Source organism: Sphaerisporangium aureirubrum, assembly GCF_042658925.1.
In the GTDB taxonomy this organism is placed as follows: Bacteria; Actinomycetota; Actinomycetes; order Streptosporangiales; family Streptosporangiaceae; genus Sphaerisporangium; species Sphaerisporangium aureirubrum.
In genome coordinates this window covers 19,250-46,025 of the sequence record NZ_JBHSRF010000050.1, presented here as the reverse complement: position 1 = coordinate 46,025, position 26,776 = coordinate 19,250, and the positions used below count along the sequence as shown (strand labels likewise).

Sequence of the window (26,776 nt, the reverse complement as noted above, 5' to 3'; positions counted from 1 at the left end):
GCCGGGCGGCGGGTTCCGGAGTCTGCTGATGTCGTCCGGTGTTCGGCGGGCCGATCCGGTACCTGAGGGGGGACGGATCAGCCCGCCGGCCCGTTCCTCCGGCAGGGCCCGCGGCCCGCCGCGAAACGGACCGAAAAGCGGATCACACCGCAGATCGCGCGATCTCACTGTTTATCCCGACAGCATCGGCGGACAGCCCGAGAGGCACCGGGAGGACCCCGGCCCCTTCCTGCGGTGTCCCTCCCCCGTAGGCCGACACGAACCAGATCATCGCGAACAGGGCCAGCAGGACGAGGAGCACGAGCACCACGAACACCGACCGCTCCAGCGAGAGGAACCCGGGTACGCGGGGGCCCCGGTGGGGCCGCGCCCGGACGGGCCGGGCGGCGGGCCGCTTCGAGGGCTCGTCCGCGTCCGCGGCGACGGGTGGCGCTCCGGCCGCCGGGACCGTCTCGGGCGCGGCGCCGAAGAAGCGGCCACGGTTACGCTTCGGCGGGCGCCGGCCCTCCTCGACGGCGATGTCCATCCACTCCCGCGTCCGCGTCTGCGCGTTGTAGACCGCCAGCTCCATGAGCCTGGACACGACCACCGACGGCGTGTCGGGACGGCCGGCCAGCCGGGCCGACTCCTCGAACGCGTCGCCGTCCGCGACGTCCTCGTCGTAGAAGGCGCACCGGGCCACCTGCTCCAGCGCGACGTCCACGTCGTCCTCCGGCAGCAGCTTCTGGAACAGGTCGTTGAAGCAGTTGTACCTGTCCAGCGCGGCGCGCAGCACGGCGCGGTTCTCCGGGTCGGCGTTGGCCGAGTCGGGGAAGTCGCGCAGGTAGCTGCGGATCTCCTCACCGGTCTTCGCGTACCGCAGCGAGTTCACCAGGATCGTCATCGCGAACGTCTGGCCCGCGCCGAGCGGGTCCGGCACCGGGCCGTGCCGCTCCTCCCGGGGCGGCGGGTCCGGCTCGGGGGACTCCAGCAGGTTGGGCCGGGCGTCCTCGGACGGTCCCACGGGGGCGAACGGGGGCCGCTGGATCGGGGAGCGTCCGGCGCGATGCCGGTACGCCTTGGTCACGCCCACCACGCCGTACGGGTCCGCCCCGGCCGCCTCCTGACCCGCCCGCGTCCCGGCCGAGGGGCCCGCACCGGCCGCGGACGGCTCGTCCGGCACGGGGAATGTCTCCTCCGAGGGCCACGGGGTCTCCGTCTCCTGGCGGGGCGCGAAGTCACGCGGCGTGCCATGGGCGGCGTGCCGGCGGCTTCTGAAGTATTTGAGCAGGCGGGCGATCTGGCTGTGGTCCTTGTCCCGCTCCTTCAAGCCGGCCGCCCGGCACAGCTCGGCCACCTCGCTGGGGTCGTGGAGGTAGGCCTCGACCAGGCGGGCCGCCGCCTCGTCGTGCTCGTCCCCGGCGAAGACGGTGTCCTTGGTCAGGTCGAAGCGGTTGTGCCGCGACTGCTTGGCGCTGTAGGGCCACTGGCCGAGGAAGACGAACCTCGGCAGGCCCGCCGCGAAGTCGTCGCTCTGCTCGGTGGAGAACGTCCAGTACCCCTCGTCGGCGGTCCCGACGACCCGGTCCAGGAGGTCCATCAGGCCCCACATGATCACCCGCGGGTCGGCGTCCGGGCGGGCCTGGCAGGAGAACAGAGCCTCGGGCTTCTTGAGCACCTCGGCGACCAGGCGGGGCAGCCCGGCGGCGAGAGGCGACAGCCCTCCGGACGGCTCGCCGGGCTCGGCGCCGCGCACCCGCGCGGTCAGCGCCCCACGGATGTCGTCGGTCAGCGTCAGCAGCGCGCCGGGGGCGAGCGGCGGCCCCGTCTCGGCCGTGCCGGACAGCCTGGTGTGCCAGGTGTCCGCCACTCCGAGGACCTGCCGCGGCCCGAGCAGCGGCCCCACCCCCTTGTAGGCGTAGGTGCGGATGCGGGCCCGCGGGTCGGGGTCGGCGGTGGGATCGCGGTGCAGGGCCACCGGCTCGCCGCCGACGGTCAGCCTGCAGATGCTGGGCCGGGACGGCGCGCCGGAGTCCCGCTGCACCTCCACCAGCGTGAACAACTGCCGTCCCCAGGGCTCCCACTCCTCGGCGGGCAGCGAGGACCTGCGCAGCGCCAGCCCGCCGTCCTGCTGCCAGGTGAAGACCAGCCAGTCGAGCCCTTCCGTGTACGCGTCCGCCCCCGAGCTCACCGGCCGACCTCCCTGGCCTCTGGCCCGTCGATGACCCCGGTCATGGCGAGCATCGCGATCAGTGGGTTAAGCACGCGCTGCGGCCGCACGCCGCGCGGGAAACGCTCGTCGGTGGACCTGCCGCCGGTCGCCGAGGCGAAGTGCAGCGTGGCCCTGCGGCACCGTGCCGCCGGTAACAGCCATCCCTGCGCGCCGTGCTGATGCAGGAACGCGTACACGTCGCGGCTCTCCATGCGGATCAGCTCGGCGTCCAGGTGGGCGGGGGTGGCGGCGGCCAGCCAGCGGTCCGCGGGCCGCATGAAGCGCAGCCGGTCGCTCTTGCTGACCACGACCACGGCGGGGACGTCGAGCAGCGTCTCCTGCCGGTAGAGCTGGTCGAGGACGTTGCTGAAGGCGAGGTCGCCGAGCACGCCGACGTCCTCGGCCAGGCCGGGCAGCCGCAGCGCCTGCTCGGGGTCCACCACGAAGATCAGGCCGTCGGCCGCCGCCAGGAACCGCTCCCCCTTGCCGACCTTGGCCAGTTGCTCGCCGGAGATGTCGAAGAAGGCCACCGGGTGCCCGCCGGTCTCCCCGGTCCGGCTCACGATGAGGGCGTCGACGAACTCCGGCAGGTCGCTCGGCACGGTGAAGGTGAGCTTGGTGCCGCGGTACAGAGGCTGCACGAACTTCTCCAGGAACACCCGGTGCCGGATCATGTCCAGGGGGACGGCCGTCAGCCCGTGGCCCTGCAGGCCGCCCGCCTCGATCTCGCCCATCATCGCGGCCAGCAGGTGGGTCTTGCCGGTCCGGCTGGCGCCGACCAGGCCGATCACGAGCGGCTTGCGGTAGCGGCCGTAGAGGACCGGCAGGTAGTGCGGCTCCGGCCCGGTGTCCTGCGAGGGATTGGGACACCGCAGGTACGCCGACCGCAGCCGCACCTCGCGCTTCTGCGGGTCGCGCAGGCCGGACAGGTTGATCGGGCGGTACTCGAACCTCTCCGGGTCGAGCTCGAAGAGGTCGGAGCCGTCGCTGGACCAGACGAAGGAGTCCAGGCACACGGGACAGCGGACGTGCTCACGCGCCTCAGCCAACGAATCCTCCAAGGACGAACAGCGCCAACGCGACGATCACCACGACGACCACGACGGCGACGACCATGCCGGCCCCGCCGCCGGGCCGGGTCCAGGCCACGGGCGGGGGCGGCTGCGGCATCGGGCCGGTCGGCTCGGCGGTGGTGCGGGCGGGCTCCGGCTCGTCCTCGTCGACCACCACCCGGTCGGCGGGCTCGGGGGGCCGCCGGTACGCCTTGCCGTGTTTCTGCCGCATCATCTCGTCGAACCGGCGCCCGCCCTCGTCGAACCTCCGGTCGGCCGCCTCCTCGGCGGGCGGGATCGGGTCGGGCACGCGCAGCCGCCGCAGCAGTTCCTCCGGGTGCGGGCGGTGCACGGCCTTCTGCGCGAAGACCCCGGCGAGCACCTCGCGCGTCCTCGGCTCCACCTGCCCGAGGTCCGGCTCGCGGTCCAGCGCGGCGGGCGGGACCGGGCCGGTGGCGACGTGGTAGATCACCATCCCGGCGCTCCACACGTCGTCGCGCGCGCACGTCCCCCCGACGCCCATGCGCTGCTGCGGGGAGGCCCACGGCCGGGCGCCCTCGGGGCGGCGCGGCCGGGACGCCGGGCCGGCCAGCTCGAAGTCGGCGAGCTGGGCGCCGTGCCCGTCCCAGCGGACGCTGTGCGGGGTGATGCCCCGGTGGACGACCCCGGCCTGCTCCAGCACGCGCACCCCGCGCAGCAGGCTGCTCTGGAACCGCCGCTGCTCGTTCAGCAGCAGCCGCCCCGCGACCTCGGCCGCGAAGGCGCCCCGGTACCGCTCGAACAGCACGAACGGCTCGGCGCAGTCGACGTCGTACCCGACGAGCCTCGCCAGCTCCACCGGGTAGGCGGGCCCGCCGAACCTGCGGTGCAGCAGCAGGCCGATCCGCACCTCGTTCTCCAGGCGGCGGTACAGCCCGGCGTCGGCCGCGTCGGCCTCCCGGGTGATCGCCTTCTGCACGAGCAGGGTCGTGCCCGACTCCGACTCCGCCTCGATCTCGACGAGCGACATGCCGGAGCCGGGGGTGGCCGGCACCTCGCGCTCGCCGAGCACCTTCCACTGCCGCGGCGCGCCGTCCGCGTCGGTGAAGTCGATCTTCAGTGTCTCCGGATCAGCCACCGTGCCCCCCTCCAGGCCCCGGCTGGGCGGGCGGCACGGCCGATCCGGCCGAGCCGTTCGGGCCGCCCGCGCCCGCCGTCCAGTCGGGGGCGGGCGCGTTCGCGGTCCAGGTGACGTCCACCATGCCGGTGCGCAGCGGCACCAGGCGCAGCACCCCGGCGAACTGGCTGGCCGCCGTCCACACCACGTCGCCGGGGAACCGCATGGCCTGCCCGGTGCGGTGGCCCCCCGCACCCACCGGGGGCTGGGCCACCCGGGGCACGAACCGCACCGAGACCGCGCCGCCCGTGGCGCGCAGGAACCTCAGCTCGTCCTGGTCGCACAGTTGCGTCATCCGCCCTCCCACCTGCATGCGCACCAGCTCCGCCACCTGGGGCGAGCGCCGCCACACCGACTCGGCCAGCTCCGTGCGGCGCGGGTTGTCGCCCGCGAACGGCGGCCTCTCGTGCACGCCGCGCTGGCGCAGGTGGTCCCAGTAGTCGTCGAGCTCCGCACGGGCCCGCTCCTCGATCCGCCAGGTGACGTCGCGCAGCGCGCCGCCGTACAGCTGCTGCCACAGCGGGTCCAGCACGTGGGCCGCGAGGTCGGCCAGGTCGTCCGACACCACCTGGGCGAACTCGGCGCGGAACTCGGGGAAGCCGACCGACCCCTGGCGCGACACCGGCCGCGTGGCCTCGGCCAGCCGGGCACGCTGCTCGGTGACGCCCCGGTGCAGCGCCTGGATGAGGTCCTCCAGCACCGACGCGTAGGTCTGCGCGGTGTCGGCGGCGGCGCGGCGCGGCCGGGCGAGCACCCACTCCTGGACGGCCACCTCGGTGACGACGGCGGTCAGCCGCCGGGAGGCGTCGTCCGCCTCGAACACGGGGAGCGCGCCGCACCAGCGGGCCACCGTGCCGCGCCACCAGCCGTACAGCGTGAACCCCATGGCCACCGCCACGACGGCCAGGACGACCGCGGCGACCGGCCCGGGCGGCGCGGACCAGTCCCGGCTGAACGGCAGCCGCCAGACGACGTGCCCGGCGAGCACGCCGAGCACGGTGGCCACGCCGTGCGCCAGCAGGGGCCGGGACGGCAGGGCGGCCCAGCCGTGCTCGCCGTACTGCTCGGGAGCCCTGGCGTGCAACAGCATCACGCCCAGCACCCAGGCCATCCCGGTGCACAGGCCGACCCCGGCCAGCCGCAGCACCGAGCCCATCGCGGTGTCCTCGAGCGGGCCGAGGACCAGGCCGACGACGAACCCGAACAGCGCGGCGGCGGCCAGCAGCCCGGCGCGCAGCGCGTCGAGCCGGAAGGGGAACGGCCCGGACAACGCGCCGAGCAGCCGCTCGGGGCAGGCCTGGGCCAGCCGGGGCCGGTGCACACCGCTGCCCGCCGGGGCGACGTGCGCCGCGTAGGCGCGCAGCCGGACGGCGAGGGTGTGCAGCGAGACGCTGCGCCGGAACTCGGACCTGACCAGGTCGCGCAGGGCCTCGGCGGGGTCGCCCTGCCGGGGGTCGGCGTCCACGCGGATCCCGGCCTGCCGCAGCCGGTCCCGGACGGCGTGGTCCTCGCCGTCGAAGCCGTCGGCCTCCTCGAAGAGGCGGTCGGCGCCGTCGCGGAGTTCCCGCAGCGCGTGGCCCGCCGTGCCGAGGCTCCCGGCCGCGGTCGCGGCGGGCCGGTCGGCCCCCACCAGCGCGGTCACCGCCTCCATCCGGGCGCGCAGCCCCGACAGGGCGTGCGCGGCCCAGGCGGCGGCGTCGCGCCGCTTGGCCATCGTCTCGCCCGGGACGAGCGCGTCCGGCGGCTCGTGCCCGGACGCGCCGGCCAGCACCGCGAGCACGCGGCCCGGCGAGCGGTCGGCGGCGGCGAGGTCCGCGGCGGCGCCGGGGTTGGCCCGGGCGGGGTCGGCGCCGCCGATGAGCCGGTCCAGCCCGCTGCTGAGGGCGTCGGCCAGGAGTTCGTCCCCGAAGTGGCCGGACATGACGGTGAACCCCACCGAGGCCACCCGGTCGGGGATGTCCCTGGTCTGCGCGACCACGGTGTCGAAGATCTCCGGCAGCAGCAGGACCTGCTGGAGCTGCAGCAGGTTCCGGTCGGGGTCGCCGCGCCCGGCGTAGGCGTGCCCGCTGTCCATGTCCCACTCGACGCCGGTGAGCTCCCCGGCCCACAGGGTGGCCGCGACGTCGGAGGCCGCCATCGCGGGCGACAGGCGCAGCGCGGGGCCGCCGGTGTCGTCGGCGGCCCCCACCACCAGGCACAGCACGGCGCGCACCGCGCGGGTGCCGAGGATGCGTTCGTAGAACGCGCCGCGCCCGCCGAGCCGGTCGAGCCGGTCGATGACCAGGACGCGTCCGCGGTCGGCCCGGGGCCCGACGGCGCCCCAGCCCTCGTCGCCGAGGTCGCGCTCCCGGATGTCCAGGAGCAGCACCTCGGGTTCCATCCCTTCGGTCACGGCCACCGGCGTACCGCCTCGACGAGATCCACCAGGTTGTTGTTCACCGGGTTGGCGACGCCGGTGAAGGGGGCGCGCAGCGCCTGCTCCAGGGTGGTGCCCCACAGCTCGACCAGCCGCTCGGCCTGCTTCTTGCCCTGTTCCGACAGCGCGGGCATGCGGATCTCCAGGAGCTTCAGCTGCTCCTCCGACACCCGCCAGAACAGGTCGAACATCGGGTCGGGCGGCACCGGGGTGGTCTCCAGCCCGTCGGGGAGAAGCCGCATCAGGCGGGCGGCGAAGTCCCGCCGGACCGTCTGGTCGTCGGTGAGGGTCCACTCCTCGTACGACCGCAGCAGGCTGCCCCACGAGGACGCCCCGGCGAAGGTGGTGAGGCCGAGGCTCATGACCATGGCGTCCTCGCCGCGGTCGAGCACGACGCGGATGCGCTCCGGCGAGTCGGGATTGCCCCGCTCGACCTCGACGTAGCCGTTCCACATGGCGCACAGCAGGCGCTGGAGGATCCTGACCCGGTGCTCCTGGGTGGTGACCAGGTAGCCGAAGTCGTAGCCGAGGCGCTGGCGCCACCGCAGGAAGTCCTGGTCCTGCTCGTTGCGCAGCGCCTGGCCCCAGAAGTGGAGCACCTCGCGCAGCTCGGGGACCTCGGTGACGCCCATGGAGGTGCGGAACTGCACCACCACGATCGCGTCGGTGTCGGCGGGCCGGAACTCCGGCCGCGGGCCGCCCTTGGGGAGGTTGATGTGGTTGTACAGGTAGGACTCCACCTCGGCGTCCGCCGCCGCGGCCGGGTAGGAGATCAGGACCTTCAGCTCACCGGCGCCCTGCGGGGAGAAGCCGCTCGGCAACAGCGCGGCGAGCTCCTGCCGGAACTGCGTCAGGTCGTCCTCCCCCACCGGGGGGCCGTCCTTGCCGGCGGCCTGCGCCAGCAGGTCGGCCATCGGCGGCAGCAGCGGGCGGTCTCCCGTCTCCCGGTGCCGGAACAGCCGTTTGACGGCTTGTTTGATCTGGTCGCGAAGGTAGGCGCGGGCTTCGGCGGGGCTCTGCTCGACGCTGATCTGGAACACCCTGCGCCAGCCGTCCGGCCCGATGATCGCGCCGATCAGCCCGGCCTCGCCCTCGTTGCCGCGGAGCCTGCCGAGCCCGATCTGCTGGGCGACGGCGCGGCCGGTGACCTGCTCGTAGAAGTATTCGAGGTCCTCGCCGCGCGGGGGCAGCAGGTAGGTCACGCCGACCCGCGGGCGGTACAGGTCGCGGGCGCGGCGGGCGAAGCGCGCGTCGTCCTCCTGGGCGTGGGCCATCAGCTCGTCACGCAGCTCGCCGAGCTCGCGGATCACGCGGTTGAGCTTGTGCTCCCAGCGGACCGTCTGGTCCCCCCACGCGGCGTGCCAGATGGCCCTGGCCCGCGTCCGGTACCAGCCGTTCTGGTCCTGGAGCACGCGCTGGACCTCCGGGTCGCCCCAGCGCGCCTTGCGCAGCCCGGACATCCGGTCCCGCAGCTGCGGCACGGGCGGCTGGACCGCCTGGCCGCCCTCGGGGTCGCTGCGCCGCCGCTCCAGCAGCCCGCGGAACCCGATCTGGTCGGCCTCGTCGGCCAGCGCTGGGTGTCCCATGAGGATGCGGCCGACCCGCAGCGGGTCGTGCGCGCCGAGCATCTGCTCGACCCCGCGGCGCGGGTCGAACTCCTGCACCAGCTGCGGCACGGTGGTGCGCAGGTTGTGGTCGAGCGTCTTGAGGTTGTCCTCCATGCCGCGCACCCGGGTGGCGAGCACGCGGTAGATGGCGGCGGCGCCGTCGGTCGCGGGCGGCTCGGTGAACGGCAGTGGCTCCCGGTCGCGCAGCGGGCCGATGTTGGTCGCGCCGAACATGGCCGCCAGCGCCTCGCGGTTGCTCTCGGCCCGCCCGGGTGGCGGCACCGCCAGCTCCGACACGGCCCTCGCCAGGATGCGGGAGGCGACGAGGTCGGCGAGGTCGTCCACCGGCACGGTCATCGAGGCCACCAGGCTGGTGGACACCCCGCGGTTGCCGATCCCGGACACCGCCATGGTCTCGCGCTCGACGCCGCGGTTGATGAAGTCGTCGGCGAACGACTGGTAGACCCGGTCGAAGCCGCGGCCGTGGTCGTCGCCGTGCTGGTCGACGTCGGTGCCGACCAGCGACATGACCAGGGAGACCACCGAGCGGTGCAGGTCCTCGCGGTCCACGCCGGGGGTGCGGCCGAACAGGAAGGCCGTCTGCACGGTGGAGGCGCGCAGCCGGATCTCCCCCTCGACGGGGTAGCGCACGTACAGGTCGCCGGTGACGCCGATGTTGCTCAGCTCGGTCCCGGCGGCGTGGCCGTTCTGGTCGTCCACCAGGCGGAACAGGTCGAGCAGTGCCCGCCCGGCGTTCAGCGTGGCGCGCCGCCCGCCGCCGAGGCCCTCGTCGAACGCGGACGGCATCAGCACCAGCGGGTAGATCTGCGCCCGCAGCCCGGCCTGCTCCAGGGCGTGGCCGACGAGGTGAAGATAGTCGTAGAAGATCCCGCTGCCCGTGCCGCCCGCCACAGAGAACGCCACGAACACGTCGCACGAGGTGCGCAGCCGCCCGCCGAGCTGGGCCAGCTCCCCGCCCGAGGTGCTGATGCGGCCCACCGCCGACGACACCGGGGCCATCGCGGGCCGCAGCCCGTGGCGCAGCGTCTCGAACAGCGCGGTGCGGCCCACCGTCGGCAGCTGGCCCGCGCCGCGCACCAGCGGCGCCACGCGGGGCTCGCCGGCCGCGGGGGGCAGCCAGCCGGAGACCAGCTCCTTGGCGTTCATCCGCAGGCTGCGCGCCACCTCGGGGTAGGTGTCGAACCGCGGCACGAGGTCGGTCACGAGGTTCATGGTGCGCTCGCCCGCCGGGGCGTGCTCGGGGGTCGGGACCACCCGCGTGCGCAGCCTGAGCAGCTCGGCCTCGTTGAGGTCGGCGTACACGAACTGCAGGCAGGACGGCAGCTGGTAGGGCAGGAAACCCTGGCCCGGCATGCGGTCCAGCAGTTCCCGGCCGTCCGGCCCGCAGAGCTCGTCCCGCAGGCGCCGCTCCAGTTCCGCACCGATCAGGCATCCGGTGCCGCCCAGCCCCACGAACAGCATCGGCTGGTAGATCTTCATAGCGCGGTTCCCTTTCCTTTACCGGTGCGGTTCACAGGAGGGGGTCGGTGGAGGGCGAGGAGTAGGAGCCGGACGAGTGGCCGCCGCCGGGAGGCGGGCCGCCGGTGGGCGCCGTGAGGCGGCCGTCGAGCACGGCGACGGCGAGCCCGTCGCCCACCGGCTCGGGGACGCCGGGCCGCATGCCGCGCACGTCCCCCTCCGGGGTGCGCAGGAACAGCCCTCCGGAGCCGCCGGAACTGCGGGACACCGAGTAGATCTGGTCGCCGCGGCCGGGCCGGTCGAAGTGGGGGTGGTCGCGCGGGTCGCGGATGACGAACTCGAGCCTGCGGTTGCGGCCGACCGGCGCCCGCCACTGCGCGGTCTCCCGGTCGCCGCGGTACAGCAGCAGCGTCAGCTCCTGCACGTCGCCGCGGATGCGGCCGGCCCGCGCCCTGGTGAACAGGACCAGCAGCGCGATGACCGCGAGCGCGATCAGGGCGCCGAGGATCCACGGCACCGGGGAGGGCGGGTAGGCCACGGTGACCTTGACGAAGCCCCTGCCGTACTCCCGCGCCGGGTCGGCGGCGTCGCGCAGGACGAGCACGCCGGGGATGTCGCCGAGCGCGCTGCCGTCCGCCAGGACCAGCTCCACGTCCCGCTGGGTCTGGCCGACCGGCATGCGCAGCTCCGGCGAGCGGACCTGGACGCGGTCCCCCTCGCGCAGCCCGTCCAGCGCCAGCGTCGCGGTGATGGGTTTGCCGGTGTCGTTGGTGACGGTGACGGAGCCGCGCACGACCTCGCCGGGCGCCACGGTCTGCTGCGGGACGTCGATCACGGTGCGCACGCGGCTGCCGGGCCGCCCGATCTGGGTCTCGTACGGCACCTTGTCGCCCTGCACGCCCACGGCGTCGACCACGCCGACGAACCGCAGCGCCCCGGTGGCGGTGGACGGCACCGCCACCACGCCGGCGTACTCGCCGTCGCCGGCCTTGCGGTCCGGCCCGGTGCCGTCGTCCTGGAGCCGGACGTGCACCGTGTCGGGCACGCCGTCGCCGGTCATGTCCACGCTGAAGGCGAGCGCGTCGCGCGCCTCCGGCGACACCACGACCTCCCGCCGGGTCTGCAGCCGCGAGCGCACGACCACCTGGCCGCCCGGCTCGGGGTTCTGCTCGTCCAGGGTGATGGTGGAGCGGACGGCGCCCTGCCAGGTCACCGCGGCGACCACCTTCTCGGGCCGCACGCCCTCGGGGGCCTCCACCTTGACGGTCCACTCGCCGGGGCGGGGCAGGCCGATGCGCAGGCCCTCGACGGGGCTGTCCTCGCCGTACACCTGGAAGGTCGAGCCGTCGTGGTTGCCGGTCTTCGGCACCACGTTCCCCGCGGGGTCGATGTAGGTGACGCGGAACCTGGGGTTGTACTTGGCGACGGTGATGGAGGCGTCGGTGGCGATCTCGGGGATGCTCAGGTGGTACTCCCTGCCGCCGGGGCCGTCCACGACCTGCGGGTCGGCGACCTGGGACCCGGCGCACCTGGCCGTGCTGTACACCCGGACCATCGCGGAGAAGACCTGGTCCTCGCGCTGGATGAGCTGCGCCTGGGGCCGCGAGCCGGTGAGGTTGTTGCACGGCCTGCCCACCGCGAACGACTTCAGCTGCCCGAGGTCGGCCTTGCCGAAGCCGAGCGGCCAGATCTGGATGCCCGCCCCCGCGGCCTCGCGCAGGTGGGCGTCGAGGTACTGCCGGGCGGCGTTCTGCCGGGCGTCCGGGGTGTCACCGTAGTTGGGGCTGCGCCGGACGTCGAGCACGCCGTCGGTGAGCAGGAACACGATCTTCTGCCGGTCGCGGTCCCCGGTGGCGCGCAGCGTCGAGACGGCGCGCCCGATGGCGGCCACGTGGTCGGTGTCGTTGCCCTCCTCCGGCGTGCGCCGGTGCAGTTCCCGCACGCAGTCGACGACGGCCTCGCGGTCCTCGCGGGTGGCGAGCGGACCGAGCGGGCACACGACGTCCAGCGCGTTCTGCCCGCTGTCGTTCTTGCTGCCGAACCCGACGACCTCGACCCTGGACTTGGACGAGAACTCACCGACGGCCAGCAGCGCCGCGGCGGCGCGTTCGGCGGTGACGGCGCTTTCCGAGAGGCTTCCCGACTCGTCCACCAGAATGACCACGTCGATGGGCTGCACCTGGATGGGACTCGGAATGGCGGCCGCGGCCGGCGCGGCCGATAACGGCAGCGCCACCGCGAAGATCAATGGCAGGGCCAATTTTCGGCCCATCGAGAACGAAGGCATACGGATACAGCCCCCTGAAGTAGCCCCCACCTGCCCGTTCTCCCTTCTCCCCAAAGGCGACGGGACGTTCGCACGGCTCCCAGTGAGGAAAAGGAACCATGTTGATCGACCAACGCGTGTCAACGGTAAAGGGTTCCCGTTGATCATTACCATGGCCGCGCCGTCTCTTCATTCCTCTCGCACAACAGAAGTCACGGCGCCGCCGCCTCCGCCCTCAATAGGTAAAGACGCCTCTCATGCTCCCTGAGATGGCAGGCGAGGGAAATCCGTGCCGGCGAATAATCTACATAAAAGCGATAAATCACCCCTTCGCCGAAAAACCGGTCACTCATCGAGCCGCCCGAGGATGTCGTCGCCGCGCTCCCGGAGCGTCAGCAGCCGTTCCAGCCGCGCGTCCGCCGCCGCCCGGCGGACCCGCAGCGTGTCGCGCTCCATGCCGAGAGCCGCCTCGGCGTCCTCCAGCACCGAGGCCAGTTCGCGGCGGGCCCGCGACAGGCTCCGGTCCACGTGCGCCCCGAGCGCGTCCCCCGTCGTCGCCATCGCGTCGCCGACGGCGGCCGACAGATCGTGCCGCATGCTTCCCAGCAGGCGTTCGAGCTGGTCGCGCAGGTCGGCCTCCCGCGTGGCCTCCTCCTCCGCCCGCCTGCGCCAGCGGCTGAGCACCGCGACGATGGTGACGCCGACCACGGGGGCCAGCCACGGCGACAGCAGCGCCGCGACCGCGGTGCCCACCACCACGCCGATGTCCACGTACCGCGACGCCCGGTCGACGTCGGAGATCAGCCCCCGGGGCGCCCGCGCGCCCCCCGGGGCCGCGGGGATGTCGACGGGGAGCGCCAGCTCCACCGCGGCGGCCTCGGCGCCCTCGGCGTCGAACTCCTCGGCGATGCCCGCCGCGACCACCGCCAGCCTGGCCCGCAGGTCGCCCTCGAACTCCATCAGCAGCCCGCGCGCCCCGGCGGACGCCTCGGCGGGGAACCCGGCGTGCAGGTTCCTGTCCCCCTGCGCGATCCGCCGGTCCAGCGACTGGCGCAGCTCCTCCAGCCTCCGGTCCATCCGGCGCCGCAGCTCGCCCGCCTCGGCCTCCATCCGCCGGTCCAGCCGCTGACGCCAGCCCGCGTTGCGCCGCTCGTGCTCGGCCAGCAGGTCGCGCTGCCGGCGGACCCGCGCCAGAAGGCCCGGGTCCTCGCGCAGCGCCATGGCGCGGCGCTCGGCCTCGGCGATCGCGCCGCCGAGCAGGTGCCTGGCCATCCTCACGGTGTTCGCCAGGCGCACCACCTCGGCCCGGTCCGCGACCGAGCCGCGCAGCGCGGCCTCCAGGGCGCCGAAGCCGCTGGACTCGTAGCGCCGGGCGGCGGTGTCCCGCCGTCCCTTCTCCTCGGCGCGGTCGGCGTCGGACTTGCGGCGGCTGCTCACCGGGAACCACGGCGCGCCGGCGTAGTCGCCGGCGTGCCTCGCCACCAGGTCGCGGTCGATCCGCAGGGTCTTCTCCCAGCCGGGATGGCGGTCCGTCTGGGTCAGCACGAACATCACCCTGTCGACCCGCCGGGTCGCCAGATCCAGGAAACGCAGCTCAGAGGCGGTCAGCTCCCCCGAGCCGTTGACGACGAACAGCAGCGCGTCCGCCTGGGCGAGCGTGGCCAGCGTGATCGCGGTGTGCCCGGCCACCAGCCCGCCGACGCCGGGCGTGTCGATCAGCGCCAGCCCGCCGGCCAGCAGCGGCGCGGGCAGGTACACCTCCACGTGGTGCACGCCGTCCCGCCGGGGGCGCTGGGTGACCGGGTCCAGCGCCGCGTACTCCCCGATCTCCGCGAAGGGGACCTCCCGGCCCTCCGGGTGCTCGTCGTCGACGACCACGGCCCGTTCCGTCGTCCCGTACCGGACGGCCACGTGCACGCTGGTGGCGACGTCCACGTCCTTGGGCAGCAGGTCGGGGCGGCCCACCAGCGCGTTGATCAGCGAGCTCTTGCCCCGCTTCTTCTCGCCCACGACGACGACCGTGGCGGCCTGCCGGGGCATCTCGGCCGCCGCGCGCTCCACGCCGACGGCCGACGCGGGACGTCCCTGCTCGCGCATGGTGGCCGCGACGTCGGTGAGGAACGCGTGCACCTCGCCCGCGAGGAAGTGACCGTTGTCCTCAGGCATCGGCCGGCCTCTTCTCCGCGTAGACGACCACCTCGGGGATCCGGATCTCCCGGTCCCGGTCGGACACCCCGCACAGCTGCGTGTGGGCCACGGTCATGTGGAGTCCCGGGTCGTCGGTCGGCTCCCTGCCGATCGCCCGGTGCCGCTTGGCGTCGAACCGCTCGCCGTCCACCACCGCCAGCGTCACCCCGACCCCCTCCAGGCCGTCGCGCAGCAGCGCCCACAGCCCGGCGTGATGGACCCGCAGCCGGTCGGCCAGGTCCACGCAGGCCATGACCAGCTGGTCGCGTTCCCCGGCCCGCGCCAGCACCGCCTCGAAGGCGGCCGCGCCGTCCTTCTGCGCCTGCTCGAACGCCGCCCGTGCGTCCCCCGGCGCGACCTCGCCCCCGGCGACGGGCCCGGCGGGCTCCGGCTCGGGCGCGGTGTCGCGCGGCCACCACGGCCACTCCCACCACGCTTTCCGCGGTCCCGGCATCTTGTCCTCCTCGTGGTCGGTCATCGCGGCCAGGCCCCCGTGGCCAGGTCGACGGTCTCGATGTGGCCGGTGGAGACGGCGATGTAGGCGAACGCCGAGCCGATCGCGGGCGGCCCGGCGACGGCGCCTCCCGCGTCCCTGGTCCACCGCGTCTCCCCCGCCGTCAGGTCCAGGGCGGTCAGCGAGTCGCCCGCGACGACGTACGCGGTCCCGTCCCGGACCACCGGGGTCGCGGTCACCGGCCCGCCGACGGGCAGCGACACGCGCTCGGCGCCCGATTCGGCGTCGAGCCCGAGGAGCCGGCCGTCCGCCGTGCCCACGTAGACCCGCCCGCGGTCGAACACCGGGCCGGTGCCGCGCGGCACTCCCACCGGCCTGGACCACAGCACCGGGTTGTCCCCGGCGCGGTCCACCGCGTACACCACGCCGTCCTCGGCGGCGGCGAACACGATGTGCGCCGTCACCGCCAGCGGGGCGGCGATCGGCGCGGGCAGGCGGCGTTTCATCCGCCGCTCCCCGGTCGCCGCGGTCACGGCCGTCACCCGGCCGGACTGGCTGCCGGCGAACACCAGGTCCCGCACGGCCACCGGCGGGCAGCCGTCCACCCCGGCGATGCCGTACGTCCACAGGCGCTCGCCGTCGACGCCGTAGCAGTACAGCCCTCTCTCCTCGCAGCCCACGAAGACCCGGTCGCCGTGCACCACGGGAGAGGCCGTGATCCGCCTCTGCCTGCGGGGGGTGGCGGGCCCGAGGAAGCGGTACCACTGCCGCACCCCGTCCTCGGCGGCCAGCGCGCTCAGCCTGCCGTCGGCGTCGCCGATGTACAGCCGGTCGCCGTGCACCACGGGCGGGGTGACCGCGGCGCAGACGGCCCGGTACCATACCCGCTCCCCGGTCGCGGCCTCGAAGGCGTAGATGAACCCGTCGCCGGTGCCCACGTACAGCGTCTGCCCGGACAGCACCGGGGCCGTCGGGCGTCCCACCACCTCGCGCCGCCAGAGCCGGAGCCGCGGCGGCGCCCCCTCGGGCGGCGGCGGCTCGGTCAGCGCGCCCAGCGCCACGGCGGCCTTGGGCTCCGGGGCGACCACCGCGTCGAGCCGGCCTCCGGAGTCCTCTCTGATCATCCGGCGGATCAGCGGGATGGCGCTGGACCCGCCGGTCAGGTAGACGGTGTCCACACCGGCGCCGGTGGGGGCGACCTGACGGATGGCGGCGCCCAGTTCGCGCACGGTCTTCAGCACCATGCCGCTGATCGCTTCCTCGAACTGACCCCTGGTGACGAGGATGCCGGGCTCGTAGAACCCCTCGCCCCTGATCAGCCACCGCTCCCGCTCCGAGAGGGACTTCTTGGCCACGGTGACGTCCTTGGCCCACTGGCTCTGCCACATCCGGGCCTTCCAGTCGGTGCCCTCCCACACGGCGTACGCCGCCCGCGGGTCGCGGCGGCGCGCCTCCGCCTGGACGATCTCCAGCAGCGCCTGGTCGAAGTCCTCCCCGCCGATGTCCTCCCGCCCGCCCGGCTGGCCGCGCACCTCGAACCCGTCGTCGGTGCGGCGCAGCACCGCGGTGTCGAAGGTGCCGCCGCCGAGGTCGTACACCACGACGTACTCGCCGACGGACAGCTCGCGCATCCTCAGGTACCACCGCGCCGCGGCCACCGGTTCCGGCACGAAGTCCACCGCGCCCAGCCCGGCGCGGGCCGCCGCCTGGGTGAGGCGGTCCAGCGGCTCGCCCGACCAGCGCGCCGGATGGGTCAGCACCACCCGCTCGGGGCCCTGGCCGGTGAACGCGAACTTCCGCAGCGCCACGGCGAGGACCTTCCGGAAGATCGCCGCGACCAGGTCGGCCGTCTCGATCAGGCGGTCGTCGACGAGGGTGTGCGCGCTGGCCCGCAGCTCCCGCTTGGGCAGCCGGACGACCCTGGCCGGGTCGAGACCGGCCCGGTTCAGCGCCTCGGTGCCGACCACGAAGCCGTCGCCGTCCTCACCCTCCTCACCGTTCAGGCCGTCCTCGCCGCCGGTGACCACCACCACGGACGGGAAGTACCGCGCCTCCCCCGGTTCCAGCTCCAGGGGCTCGACGTCACCCGCGTACAGGGTGGCGGCGGAGGTGTAGCAGGTGCCGAAGTCGATGGCCAGCTGCCAGCCGGATCCACCGGTCGTCATCAGTGTCTCCATGTTCTGTCTTCCGCTCATCGGCGCACGTCGGGGTGATGGCCGTGGCACAGCTCCATCGCGGTCCGCGCGGTGCGCCGCAGCCGCGGCGGCAGCGCCGGGTCCTGCTCGACGCGCCGCCATCGGCTCACCTCGCGCCCGGCCGCCCGCGCCAGCTCGTCCCGGGTGGCCCCCGGGGGCAGCCCGAGGGCCTCGGCGGGGTGCGGGCGCGTGGCCAGGCGGCGCAGCGCCTCGATGTCCTCCGCGGGAAGGCGCGGCCGTCCGGCCTCCATCTCGCGCAGCGCCTCCCGGAGCTCGGCCCGGACGAAGGCGGGCCGCCGCCCGAGCTCTTCCACCGTGTCCAGCAGCCACCCGCCGCGGGGGTCGGCCAGCGCCGCCTCGGTGAGCCGCGCCAGCGCCGAGACGGCGCGCAGCCAGTCGGTGCGCGGGGCCAGCGCGACCTCGATCCGCTCGATCAGCCGGTCGACGCCGGACCGCTCGCGCAGGTGGTCCAGGATCTCCGCCGGGGACCTCGGGCCCGCCGCGCAGAACTCGGCGCACAGGCGCAGCCCGTAGACGCCGAGCATCCGGAACAGCCGGGCCCGGGCGGCCTCGGCCAGCGGGCCCTTGTCCCAGCCGAGGAAGTTGTCGGCGTCGTAGAGCGCCTCGTCCAGTTCGTCGAGGTCGTGCCGGGCCAGCCTGCCGAGGGCCTCCGCGTCGTCCTCGGTGAAGTCCCCGCCGAGCGCGGTCTCGGCCAGCAGCCCGGCGACCGGGATCACCTCGGTCACCTCGTCCCGCAGCTTGGCGGTGTACGTCGCGGCCACCCGGCGCGCGTCCGGCCAGGGATCGTCGCCGGAGTCCTCGGGCATCCAGTCGATCTGGCTGATCACTCCGATCCGGCCGGTGGCCGCGGCCCAGGAGGTGCCCGTGCCCCGGCGGATCTCGGCGAACGCCTTGGCGTCCTCCCCGCCGGGGTGCGGCATGACGAAGAACGTCGCGTCGGCGTCCCGCAGCGCCGCGAGCGAGGCCTCGTCGCCGTGGTTCGGCGAGTCCAGTCCCGGCGTGTCCACCAGCAGGCAGCCAGCCGGGGTGGACCCGGAGAACTCGACGTCGACCCACTCGATGTCCTCCGGCTCCCACCCGAGCCCGCCCGGCTCCACCGGCAGCCCGCCCCGCGGCCCCATGCGCACCTCGCGCGCGGCCCCGGACCTGGACCTCACGGTGACGCGGTCCAGGTGGGAGGGGTGGTACCGGGTGACGACCAGCGTGCACTCGGTGTTGTCGGTGGGCGCGATGCGCCGTCCGATGAGCGCGTTGACGAGGGTGGACTTGCCGGCGTTCATCCGGCCGCCCACGGCGATCCGCAGCCGCCCGTCGGCGAGCCGCTCGGCGACCCGCCGCGCGGTGTCCAGCAGGCGGCCTTCGGTGTGGCGGGAGGCCACCCGGTCGCAGAGCCGCAGGACCGGCCCGCAGAGGTCATCGTTCATTCGCGTCCTCGTCCGGCTTCTCGTGGTGGGTGAACCGGACTCCGCCGATCAGCACCGTGCCCCAGTAGGGGAGGATCTTGCGCTCGGGCGGGGCGCCGTTGCGGGAGAACTCGACGACCAGCTTCCTGGTGCCCGGCAGCAGGCCCCGGCCGCTGACCGTGGCGACGGGCTCGTCCGCGTCCTCTCCCAGCGGCCGCACCGCCTGCGGGCCGCGTCTGCCCGCCAGCGACGCCGTCGTGCCGCGGCGCGCGACCGTGCGCCCGGAGGCCCCGGTCTCCCAGTACGTGAACCCGAGGTGGCCGTGCATCCTGGGGTGCCACCGGTCGCGCAGCCGCACCCACAGGAGCAGGCCCAGCACGAGCACGGCCGTCGCGGCCGCCACGCCGGACATCGGACGCCACACGCCCGTCACGCGGGTCCCGTCCGGAGGGAAGAGGGGCAAGGGGGGTGTGACGAGCCGGGGCGGCGGGGGACTGACCGCCAGCTCGGCGAGGCCCGGCGACCAGGGGGTCGTCACCTCGGCCCGCGCGGTCGCCGCGTTGCCGGCGCGCACCCTGCGGTCCAGAATGTCGTGCGCCGGTGGCCGCCACACCAGGGTGACGTCGCGTTCCACCGTTCCTCGCGGCGGCAGCGCCACCGGGCGCGGGTCGGCGAGCCGCGCCTCCACCGGGAGACCGCCGGGGCCGTCCGCGGTGACCACGAGGCCGGAGACCTGGACGGGGACGTACCGGAGCGTGGAGCGTAGGCGGAGGCGGGCCGTCCCCCGGCCGGCCGCCAGGTCGAGGCGGCCGGGGCCGGTCAGCCATTCGGCGGTCACGCCGCGGCCCTCCTCGGCGGCCAGCAGCCCGCGGGCCGTGTCCCTGCGGGCGAGCTCCTTGAGCGCGGCGAGGTCGTGTTCCTCGCCGGCGTTGCGGGGCTCGTGGATGAGATAGCGAGGGAACACCCGGCCGAGCACCTTCTCCTGGCCGAGGCGCAGCTCCCGGCCGCGCCGCTGCCGCAGCACCGGGTCGGCGGGGTAGGGCAGGGAGTACACCTGGAGCCAGGGGATCTTCTTCTCCAGGTCCCTCCCCCGTTCCGCGAGCCGCCGCCAGGCCGCGCCGCCGGACGCGCCGTACCGGCTGCCCGGCGCGGGGTAGTGCTCGTTGTCCGAGGCGAGCATGATCGCGGCCAGCGGGGACGGGTGCCCGTCCAGCCAGGCGACGGCCTGGTCGAGAGCCGCGCCGATGTCCGTCCATTGGCCCTTCGGGACCCGCAGCCGGTCGACGTCCTCCGGGCCGTCCAGCGGGATCTCCCGGCGCACGTGCTCGTCGAACGGGAACAGCAGGACCTGGTCGCCCGGCTCGACCCCCCGCAGCAGCGCCTTCAGCTGCCGGCGGACCAGGGGGAACCCCTTGGCGACGCTGCCGGAGGTGTCCAGCAGGACCAGGTACGTGGCCCGGGTCCGCTTCAGGTCCAGGCCCGCGTACACCTGCTCCAGGTCCGGGTCGGCGGCGGCCTCCACCGGCCGGGCCGTCCCCAGCGCGCCCGCCACGACGCAGCAGGTGATCCCGCTCAGCACGGCGCCCCGCAGCCGCCGCAGGGTGCCCGTCACGACGCACCTCTGATCATCCGGGCCAGCTCGACGAAGGGCTCGACGACGTTGATCGGGTGGACCTCCCCGAGGATCCGGGAGCCCTGGGCGTTGACGAAGTCGTCCAGGTCGAACCGGCGGCGATCCGATTTGAAACCGATGGAGGAGGTGACGAAGTAGGCGGTGCGCCGCGGGTCGAACTGCTTGAGGATCTCGGCGCGGAACCTCTCCCCTTTGCCGCCGCCGAAGTGCCCGCACGCCCAGGCGAAGAATCCCTCGGCGTCCGCCACCCGGGGGAACCGCGGCTCCGCGTCCTGCTCGGTGCCCCAGCCGTGCCCGAGGGCGGGCAGGAAGACCTGGGGGTCGTCGTACTTGACGCAGCAGACGGACAGCGGCTTCGGGAACTCGCCGTCGGGGCAGTGCGCGTTGACGCGCTGGGCCAGCGCGGACACGAAGCCGTAGCCGTCGCCTCGCCAGCGTTCCCCGATCGGGTCGAACAGCAGGACGTATCCGTCGCACGACGCCAGATCCTTGGCGATCGTCTCCCGGTCCTCCCGGTCGTGGCGGAAATGCTCGCCCGGCCTGTTCACGACGTCGGCCCGGAAGTCCGGCCGCACGCCGCGCGAGAAGCCGAACCCCAGCGGGCTGCGGGAGCCGCGGACCGGGTCGCGGACCGGGAACCGCTTGTCCTCGGTCAGGGTCTTCGCCGCGGAGGTCACGAAGTCGACGGTGGCGGCGTCGGGCCTGACGACCCAGTTCCCGTAGTCCGCGATGGGCAGCGCCGACAGGAAGGTCAGCTTCCCGCTGCCCGGCGTGCCGAGAAGGCCGATGCGCATCCGTTCGGTCACCTCGTACCTCCGGACGCCCGCGCGACCGGCGTCGCCGCGGCGGGGACGGCGAACGGGAACTCCGCCTCGGCCCCGCCGAGGCCGACGGCGCTCATCAGATCCGTCACCGACGCCGTGACGTGCTTGAAGTAGCCGTCCGCCCCGATCTCCCGCCAGATCCCGGCGGCGTGCTCGCGCTGGTGGCGGGCCTGGAGTTCGGGAAGGGCCGCGTTCGCCGGATCGCCGGCGGCCTCCGCGGGATCGCCGACGGCCAGGAAGCGCACGCCGTGCTCCCGCATCTCGTCCATCTGCTCGCGCCAGGCGAGCCCGTTGACGCACCGGGTCTCGTACCCGCCGCCGTCGCCGACCTGGCTGCGGACGTGCGGCACCCGGCCGCCCACGGTGATCACGAACCGGTCGCCGCCCTCCCGCCACCTGGTCCGCGCGGCGACCTCGAACGCGTCCTCCACCGCGGCCGACACCGGGTCGGCCGGGGGGCCGGTCCACCGCCACCCGCCCAGCGCCTGCCACGCGTCGTCCGGCGCGCCGAGCTCGCACGGCTCGGCCAGGCACGGCTCGGGCAGCCCGTGCTGCCGGTATCCGATCAGGGCGACCTCCACCATGCCGTCGCCGAGCACCGCCCGCTGGGCCTGGACGACGACCCCCTCGACGATCTCGCGGCGGCGCAGGAACACCTCTTCGGTGACGGCGTTCAGCTCGACGGCGAAGACCAGGTCGATCGGGGTGTCGCGGCCGGCCCACGCCTCGTACTCCCGGTGCAGCGCGGCCCACGACCGGCCGTCCTTGCGGCCGAACGGGCGGCCGGCGCCGCGGTCCGGACGCCTCAGCCGCACCTCCCCCGGGGCGACCAGGTCGAACGCGATCCGCGTCGGCGCGCCGTGGGTGAGCGGGACGTTCAAGGCGCAGATCATCGTGCGCTCACCCGGGCTCGCCTCCGACGGGCTCAGCACCACGGGCAGGCAGACCCGGCGGCCCGCCGCCCGCGGCGCCTCGACGGCGACCACCGTGGAGGCCGGGGCCACGGTCCCGGCCTCGAACAGCGGGACGTCCCTCAGCTCCACCTCGCCGGACGTGCGGACGGCGCCCGCCCTGCCGGGCCTCGGGCTGACGTCCGCGAGGACGAGGGCGTACCGCGCGGCCAGCGGGACACGGCCGCACAACGCCTCCAGCACCTGGTCCGGTGTGACGCCGGGCCCCGGCACGTCGAAGGCGACGTCCGCCTCGAACGGCCATCGCAGGCAGCGCAGCACGCGCCGGAGGACCGGCCAGCCCGGCATCCACTGCACGGCCACGACGTGCGACCAGGCCGTGGCGTTGACCTCCAGGGGCAGCACCGGGCGCAGCGCGGCGGCGATCTCGGCCGTCCCGGCGCAGGCCGCCCCCGCCGTCCCCACGCCGCCGGCCAGCACGAAGGCGCGCGCGATCGGGTCGTCCGGCAGGCCCGGCAGGATCGAGGACCAGGGGAGGTTCAGGACCGGGCCCTCCGTGCGCGGCACGCCGGTCGTCCCGTCCGGTCGGATCCGGTGGCCGAGGAGGCCCCCGGCGGTGATCTGGAGGACCAAGGTCGCGTCGGGCTCGCCGTCGACGACCTTCTGGAAGCCGGACACGAGCACCTCGCTCTCCCGGATGGGTGTGATCCAGTCGTGGTCACCGGCCTGTCCGGCGGCCGTGATCAACGCCCGGCGTTCGCGTTCCTCGAATTCCGGAATTCCGGCCGAGGGCTCGCGCACGGCGGGCATCAGCCGGGCGACGGTGTCCTCGTCGAACCAGCAGGAAATGTCCTCCCGCAGCGCGGCGCGGAGAACGGCGCGCAGGTCACGGAGATACCGGGCCTCGGGCAATGAAACGGAGCCGTCCCCCTCGATCGGCCACGCGCAGTCGGGACACTCCTTGATCGTTGGATCCACCCATGAGTCACAACAAACCTGGCAGGTCTGCCTGTTCATCCGAATGCCAGACGTCGCCGAAAGCCGGGCAAATGATCGTCACCATCCCAGACGACTATTGATCGCCTATCTTACGTAGAAGGAGACGTCTGACCCAGGGAAAAGGTTTCCCGCGCGGAGAACTTCCAGTTGCCCTTTAGGGATTTCCCTACAGCGCGCACACCGAACACCAAATCACAATTTAGTACTACAAATCACCACACATCTCCTCACTTCTGACGCCCCGGATTGTGCGAAGAACACCCGCCGGGCGCTCGGCCGGCCGTGACCCTCCCGGCCGGCGGAGGCGGCGGCCTCCCGGCGCCCCGGTGGCGCGCGGCCTCAGTGGCACGTCACATGACCAGGTTTCGGTCACCGAGCCTCGGACGCTTCGGCGTGCGAAACCGACCGTCCGGCGCCACAGACCACCGTTCGGCGCGGTTTTCCCGCCGCCGGTCCCAGCGGCCGGGACTCCGGATCATCCGCTTTCTACAGTGACATGACCTAAATCACCTGGTGATCGGTGGCCCGCCGGGTCCCGGCGGCGTGCGGGGGAAGAGCAAGTCACGTTCCAAGGAAGACGCACCAGTGAGTCATCAGACCCTCGCCATCGTCCTCTTCGTCGTCTTCATCGCCGTCACCCTGTGGATCACGGTGTCGGCGAGCCGGCAGACCAGGGGCATCATCGACTTCTACGCCGGAGGGCGTGCCTTCTCCAGCGGGCAGAACGGCCTCGCGATCGGCGGCGACTACATGTCGGCCGCGTCGTTCCTCGGCATCGCGGGGATCATCGCGCTGTACGGCTACGACGGGTTCCTGTACTCCATCGGCTTCCTGGTGGCCTGGCTGGTGGCGCTGCTGCTGGTGGCCGAGCCGGTCCGCAACGCCGGAAGGTTCACCATGGCGGACGTGCTGACGTTCCGCACCAACCCGCACCCGGTCCGGGTCGCCGCCGGGGTCTCCACCATCGTCATCTCGATCTTCTACCTGCTCGCCCAGATGGTGGGGGCGGGGGCGCTGGTGTCGCTGCTGTTCGGGTTCACCGGGGACGCCGCCAAGGCGGTGACCATCGTGCTCACCGGCGCCCTGATGATCATCTATGTCGCGGGCGGCGGCATGAAGGGCACCACCTGGATCCAGATCATCAAGGCGTTCCTGCTCATCGGCGGCGCCCTGGTGGTCACCGTGCTGGTGATGGTGAAGTTCGGCCTGAACCCCTCCGCGCTGCTGCGCGAGGCCGCGGCCCGCAGCGGCGAGGGCGACGCGTTCCTGGAACCGGGGCAACGCTTCGCCACCGAGGCCCAGGGCCTCGCCGGCAAACTCGACCTGATCAGCCTCGGCCTGGCCCTGGTACTCGGCACGGCGGGCCTGCCGCACATCCTCATCCGCTTCTACACCGTCCCCTCCGCGCGGGACACCCGCAGGTCCGTGCTGTGGGGCATCGCCATCATCGGGACGTTCTACCTGCTGACCCTCGTCCTCGGCTTCGGCGCCGCCGCCCTGGTGGGCCCCGAGGAGATCGCCAAGGCCAACCCCGCGGGCAACACCGCCGCCCCCCAGCTGGCCGAGAAGATCGGCCGGCTCCTCTTCGGCGAGATCGGCGGCACCGTCCTGCTGGCCGTCATCGCCGCCGTGGCGTTCGCCACCATGCTCGCCGTGGTGGCCGGCCTGGCCCTGGCCACCTCGTCCTCCGTGGCCCACGACCTCTACGCTCACGTGGGCAAACGTGGCCGCGTGACCGAACGCGACGAGGTCCGCTTCGCCAGGATCGCCGCCTTCGTCATAGGCGGCGTGGCCATCGTCCTCAGCCTCGCCGCGCAGAAACTCAACGTCGCCTTCCTGGTGGGCCTGGCCTTCGCCATGGCCGCCTCCGGCAACCTCCCCGCCATCCTCTACAGCCTCTACTGGAAACGCTTCAACACCGCCGGCACCCTCACCACCATCTACGCCGGCCTCGGCACCGCCATAACCCTCGTCACCTTCTCCCCCATCACCTCCGGCCGCCCCACCTCGCTGTTCCCCACCGTCGACTTCCACTGGTTCCCCCTGGAGAACCCCGGCATAGTCTCCATCCCCGCCGGCTTCTTCTTCGGCTGGCTGGCCACCGTCCTCAGCCCCGAACACGACCCGAAGAAGCACGCCGAACTGGAGGTCCGCGCCCTGACCGGCGCCGGCGCCGAACGCGCCCCCCGGACAACCGACAACTACACCCACGGCAAACACGCCCGCCCGCAACGCGACTACTACTGAGGATCCGCCGGGTGACGCCACCTGGAGCCGGCCTGGTCCGCGTCACGCCGCGTCCACCGCCCTGCGCGGCTCCGCGGGCGGCGTGGCGCGGCCGGTCCCCTGCTCGATCGGGCGGCTGGACTCCCATGCCGTCGCGAACAGGCTCGCCGCGTAGTCGTACAGCGCGCCCGGGCGGCGGGCGACGAGGCAGGGCGAATTGCGGCCGTGCCGGTCGCTGCGGTAGATCGTGAGATAGGCCACCTCGTCCGTGAGGATCACCCGGTGAAGGTTGGGGAGCTCGTAGAACCTCAGCCGCACCTTGCCGGTGCGGCGGGCGATCTCCTCGATGTACGCCGCGTTGAGGCACACCTGACTCGCGAGGAGGGCGGGCGTGAACCCCATGTCCACCCGGTGGACCTCCGCCGCCCGGCGGGACAGCCAGGACGGCGCCCCCGGCACCGGATCGGGCAGCAGGACCTCCACGAAGTCCAGCTGCGGCCCCTCGGCCCTCTCCCAGACCGGTCCGAACCCGTCGCGGGTCATCTCGTTGCCGCGTCCGGCCAGGACCTTCACCCACCGGGCCCGGGACAGCGCGGCGGGGAGGTCGGCGTTGGCCTGTGCCTGGCGGCGGTAGACGCGCACGACGCCGAGCCCCATGAGCCTCCCCAGGAGCACACCCGGCAACCGGCGCGCCCACCGCGCCGTGACCCATCCCGCCACCACCGTCAGCGCCGTCACCGACACCGAGCTCAGCAGGTCGAACAGGAACGTCTCCACATCCGCCTCCTCCACCGCTCGTCTCGCCGCGCCCCGCGTTCAGCCGCCGCCCGGCGTCCGGCCGTCCAGCGGAAGGTAGGGAAGCAGCAGCCGCAGCGACGTCGCCGCGTGCCAGGCCGCCACGGCCTGCGGATCGTCACTCTTGTCCGGGTCGGCGTTGTCGGAGATCCCCCGGATGACGAGCCATCCGTCGACCTTCCGGGCCCCCGACTGCTCGTAGAAGGCCTGGACCAGCCCCCCGGCCTCCATCTCCACCGCCCGCGACTTGTCGTTGTACGCCTGAAGGAACCCCCGGATCGGCGACCGCGCATCGGTGATCACCGCCTCCCCCGACCCGATGGGCCCGGTCAGCACCTGATAGTCCCGGGTGACGTCATCGGGCCCCACCGCCCGCAACCGCGCCGGCTCCTCGTGATCGTCGAAGAAGGAGTTCACCGCCCGCACGACCGGCACCGGCGCCACCGGCCCCTCCTCCCCCCGCCGCACCGTCCCCTCCGGCGTCTCCTTCCGCGACTCGTAGTACACGACCCGAGTCGCCACCACGACATCCCCCACCTCGACCTCCGGATGAATGCCACCCCCGATCCCGACGAACACCACGATCGAGGGACAGTAGTGCTCACGCAGATCGCCGAACGCGGTCACCGTCGACCGTTGCCCCTGAGCGATCGCCCGGACGGCGGCGACGCGCACGACACGCCCCCGTACCTCCACCTCACCTTCGTGGAACGGGATCTCGGCGTCCGGCACCCGGCGCAGCCCGAGCACCTCCCGGACCGCGCGCAGTTCGACGGGCTTGGCGGTGATCACCCCGACGTCGGCCTTCCTCCGCTCACCCCTCCCGGAGGCGGCGGGGGCGGCGTTGAACGTGGCCCCGGTGCCCACCGCCACATTCCTCACGTCCATCCGCCCACCCGTGTTCATGATCCCGGAATTGCGTATGTCACCGTGCACGATCCACCGCTTTCTCGATTCGGGA

At 73.8% G+C, this 26,776-nt stretch carries 16 protein-coding genes; 1 reads left to right on the top strand and 15 read right to left on the bottom strand.

Annotation, left to right across the window (positions count from 1 at the left end; translation table 11 throughout):
- Positions 1–142: 142 nt before the first annotated feature.
- The 13 genes from ACFP1K_RS27145 to ACFP1K_RS27085 form a co-directional block, all read right to left on the bottom strand.
- Positions 143–2,170 carry a hypothetical protein gene (locus ACFP1K_RS27145; RefSeq protein ID WP_380758379.1) on the bottom strand — a complete coding sequence of 676 codons (2,028 nt, stop codon included), beginning with the start codon at positions 2,168–2,170 and terminating at the stop codon, positions 143–145.
- Positions 2,167–3,240: a hypothetical protein gene (locus tag ACFP1K_RS27140; protein ID WP_380758377.1), complete on the bottom strand. Its 1,074-nt coding sequence runs from the start codon at positions 3,238–3,240 to the stop codon at positions 2,167–2,169. Before ACFP1K_RS27140 ends, ACFP1K_RS27145 begins: the two co-directional genes overlap by 4 nt.
- Positions 3,233–4,360 carry a hypothetical protein gene (locus tag ACFP1K_RS27135; protein WP_380758375.1) on the bottom strand — a complete coding sequence of 376 codons (1,128 nt, stop codon included), beginning with the start codon at positions 4,358–4,360 and terminating at the stop codon, positions 3,233–3,235. Before ACFP1K_RS27135 ends, ACFP1K_RS27140 begins: the two co-directional genes overlap by 8 nt.
- A complete protein-coding gene (locus ACFP1K_RS27130) occupies positions 4,353–6,791 on the bottom strand; it encodes a hypothetical protein (protein ID WP_380758374.1) in 2,439 nt (812 codons plus the stop codon). The genes ACFP1K_RS27135 and ACFP1K_RS27130 overlap by 8 nt, the downstream gene beginning before the upstream one ends.
- Positions 6,788–9,922 (bottom strand): tubulin-like doman-containing protein, encoded by a 3,135-nt coding sequence (locus tag ACFP1K_RS27125; RefSeq protein WP_380758372.1) that lies wholly within the window; start codon positions 9,920–9,922, stop codon positions 6,788–6,790. Before ACFP1K_RS27125 ends, ACFP1K_RS27130 begins: the two co-directional genes overlap by 4 nt.
- A 31-nt stretch (positions 9,923–9,953) precedes the next feature.
- Complete coding sequence (locus ACFP1K_RS27120) at positions 9,954–12,173, bottom strand: VWA domain-containing protein (protein ID WP_380758369.1); 2,220 nt, start codon at positions 12,171–12,173, stop codon at positions 9,954–9,956.
- Positions 12,174–12,512: 339 nt separating this feature from the next.
- Entirely contained in the window at positions 12,513–14,333 is a 1,821-nt protein-coding gene (locus ACFP1K_RS27115; protein ID WP_380758367.1) for a dynamin family protein, read from the bottom strand.
- Positions 14,326–14,832, bottom strand: a complete 507-nt coding sequence (locus ACFP1K_RS27110) for a hypothetical protein (RefSeq protein WP_380758365.1) — start codon at positions 14,830–14,832, stop codon at positions 14,326–14,328. Before ACFP1K_RS27110 ends, ACFP1K_RS27115 begins: the two co-directional genes overlap by 8 nt.
- A complete protein-coding gene (locus ACFP1K_RS27105; protein ID WP_380758363.1) occupies positions 14,829–16,973 on the bottom strand; it encodes an outer membrane protein assembly factor BamB family protein in 2,145 nt (714 codons plus the stop codon). The genes ACFP1K_RS27110 and ACFP1K_RS27105 overlap by 4 nt, the downstream gene beginning before the upstream one ends.
- A 26-nt stretch (positions 16,974–16,999) precedes the next feature.
- Positions 17,000–18,448 carry a dynamin family protein gene (locus tag ACFP1K_RS27100; RefSeq protein ID WP_380758361.1) on the bottom strand — a complete coding sequence of 483 codons (1,449 nt, stop codon included), beginning with the start codon at positions 18,446–18,448 and terminating at the stop codon, positions 17,000–17,002.
- Positions 18,438–20,039 carry a vWA domain-containing protein gene (locus ACFP1K_RS27095; protein WP_380758359.1) on the bottom strand — a complete coding sequence of 534 codons (1,602 nt, stop codon included), beginning with the start codon at positions 20,037–20,039 and terminating at the stop codon, positions 18,438–18,440. The genes ACFP1K_RS27100 and ACFP1K_RS27095 overlap by 11 nt, the downstream gene beginning before the upstream one ends.
- Positions 20,036–20,854, bottom strand: a complete 819-nt coding sequence (locus ACFP1K_RS27090; protein ID WP_380758356.1) for a hypothetical protein — start codon at positions 20,852–20,854, stop codon at positions 20,036–20,038. Before ACFP1K_RS27090 ends, ACFP1K_RS27095 begins: the two co-directional genes overlap by 4 nt.
- Before the next feature lie 8 nt (positions 20,855–20,862).
- Positions 20,863–22,773, bottom strand: a complete 1,911-nt coding sequence (locus tag ACFP1K_RS27085; RefSeq protein ID WP_380758353.1) for a hypothetical protein — start codon at positions 22,771–22,773, stop codon at positions 20,863–20,865.
- Between the two features lie 606 nt (positions 22,774–23,379).
- Between ACFP1K_RS27085 and ACFP1K_RS27080 the strand changes: the two genes are divergently transcribed.
- Complete coding sequence (locus ACFP1K_RS27080) at positions 23,380–25,041, top strand: solute symporter family protein (protein WP_380758351.1); 1,662 nt, start codon at positions 23,380–23,382, stop codon at positions 25,039–25,041.
- Positions 25,042–25,083: 42 nt separating this feature from the next.
- Here ACFP1K_RS27080 and ACFP1K_RS27075 read toward each other — a convergent pair whose 3' ends face one another.
- Positions 25,084–25,797 (bottom strand): hypothetical protein, encoded by a 714-nt coding sequence (locus ACFP1K_RS27075; RefSeq protein ID WP_380758348.1) that lies wholly within the window; start codon positions 25,795–25,797, stop codon positions 25,084–25,086.
- Positions 25,798–25,836: 39 nt separating this feature from the next.
- The gene (locus ACFP1K_RS27070) at positions 25,837–26,703 is read right to left on the bottom strand and encodes a phosphorylase family protein (protein WP_380758346.1); all 867 of its coding nucleotides are present in this window, start codon (positions 26,701–26,703) and stop codon (positions 25,837–25,839) included.
- Positions 26,704–26,776 lie beyond the last annotated feature (73 nt).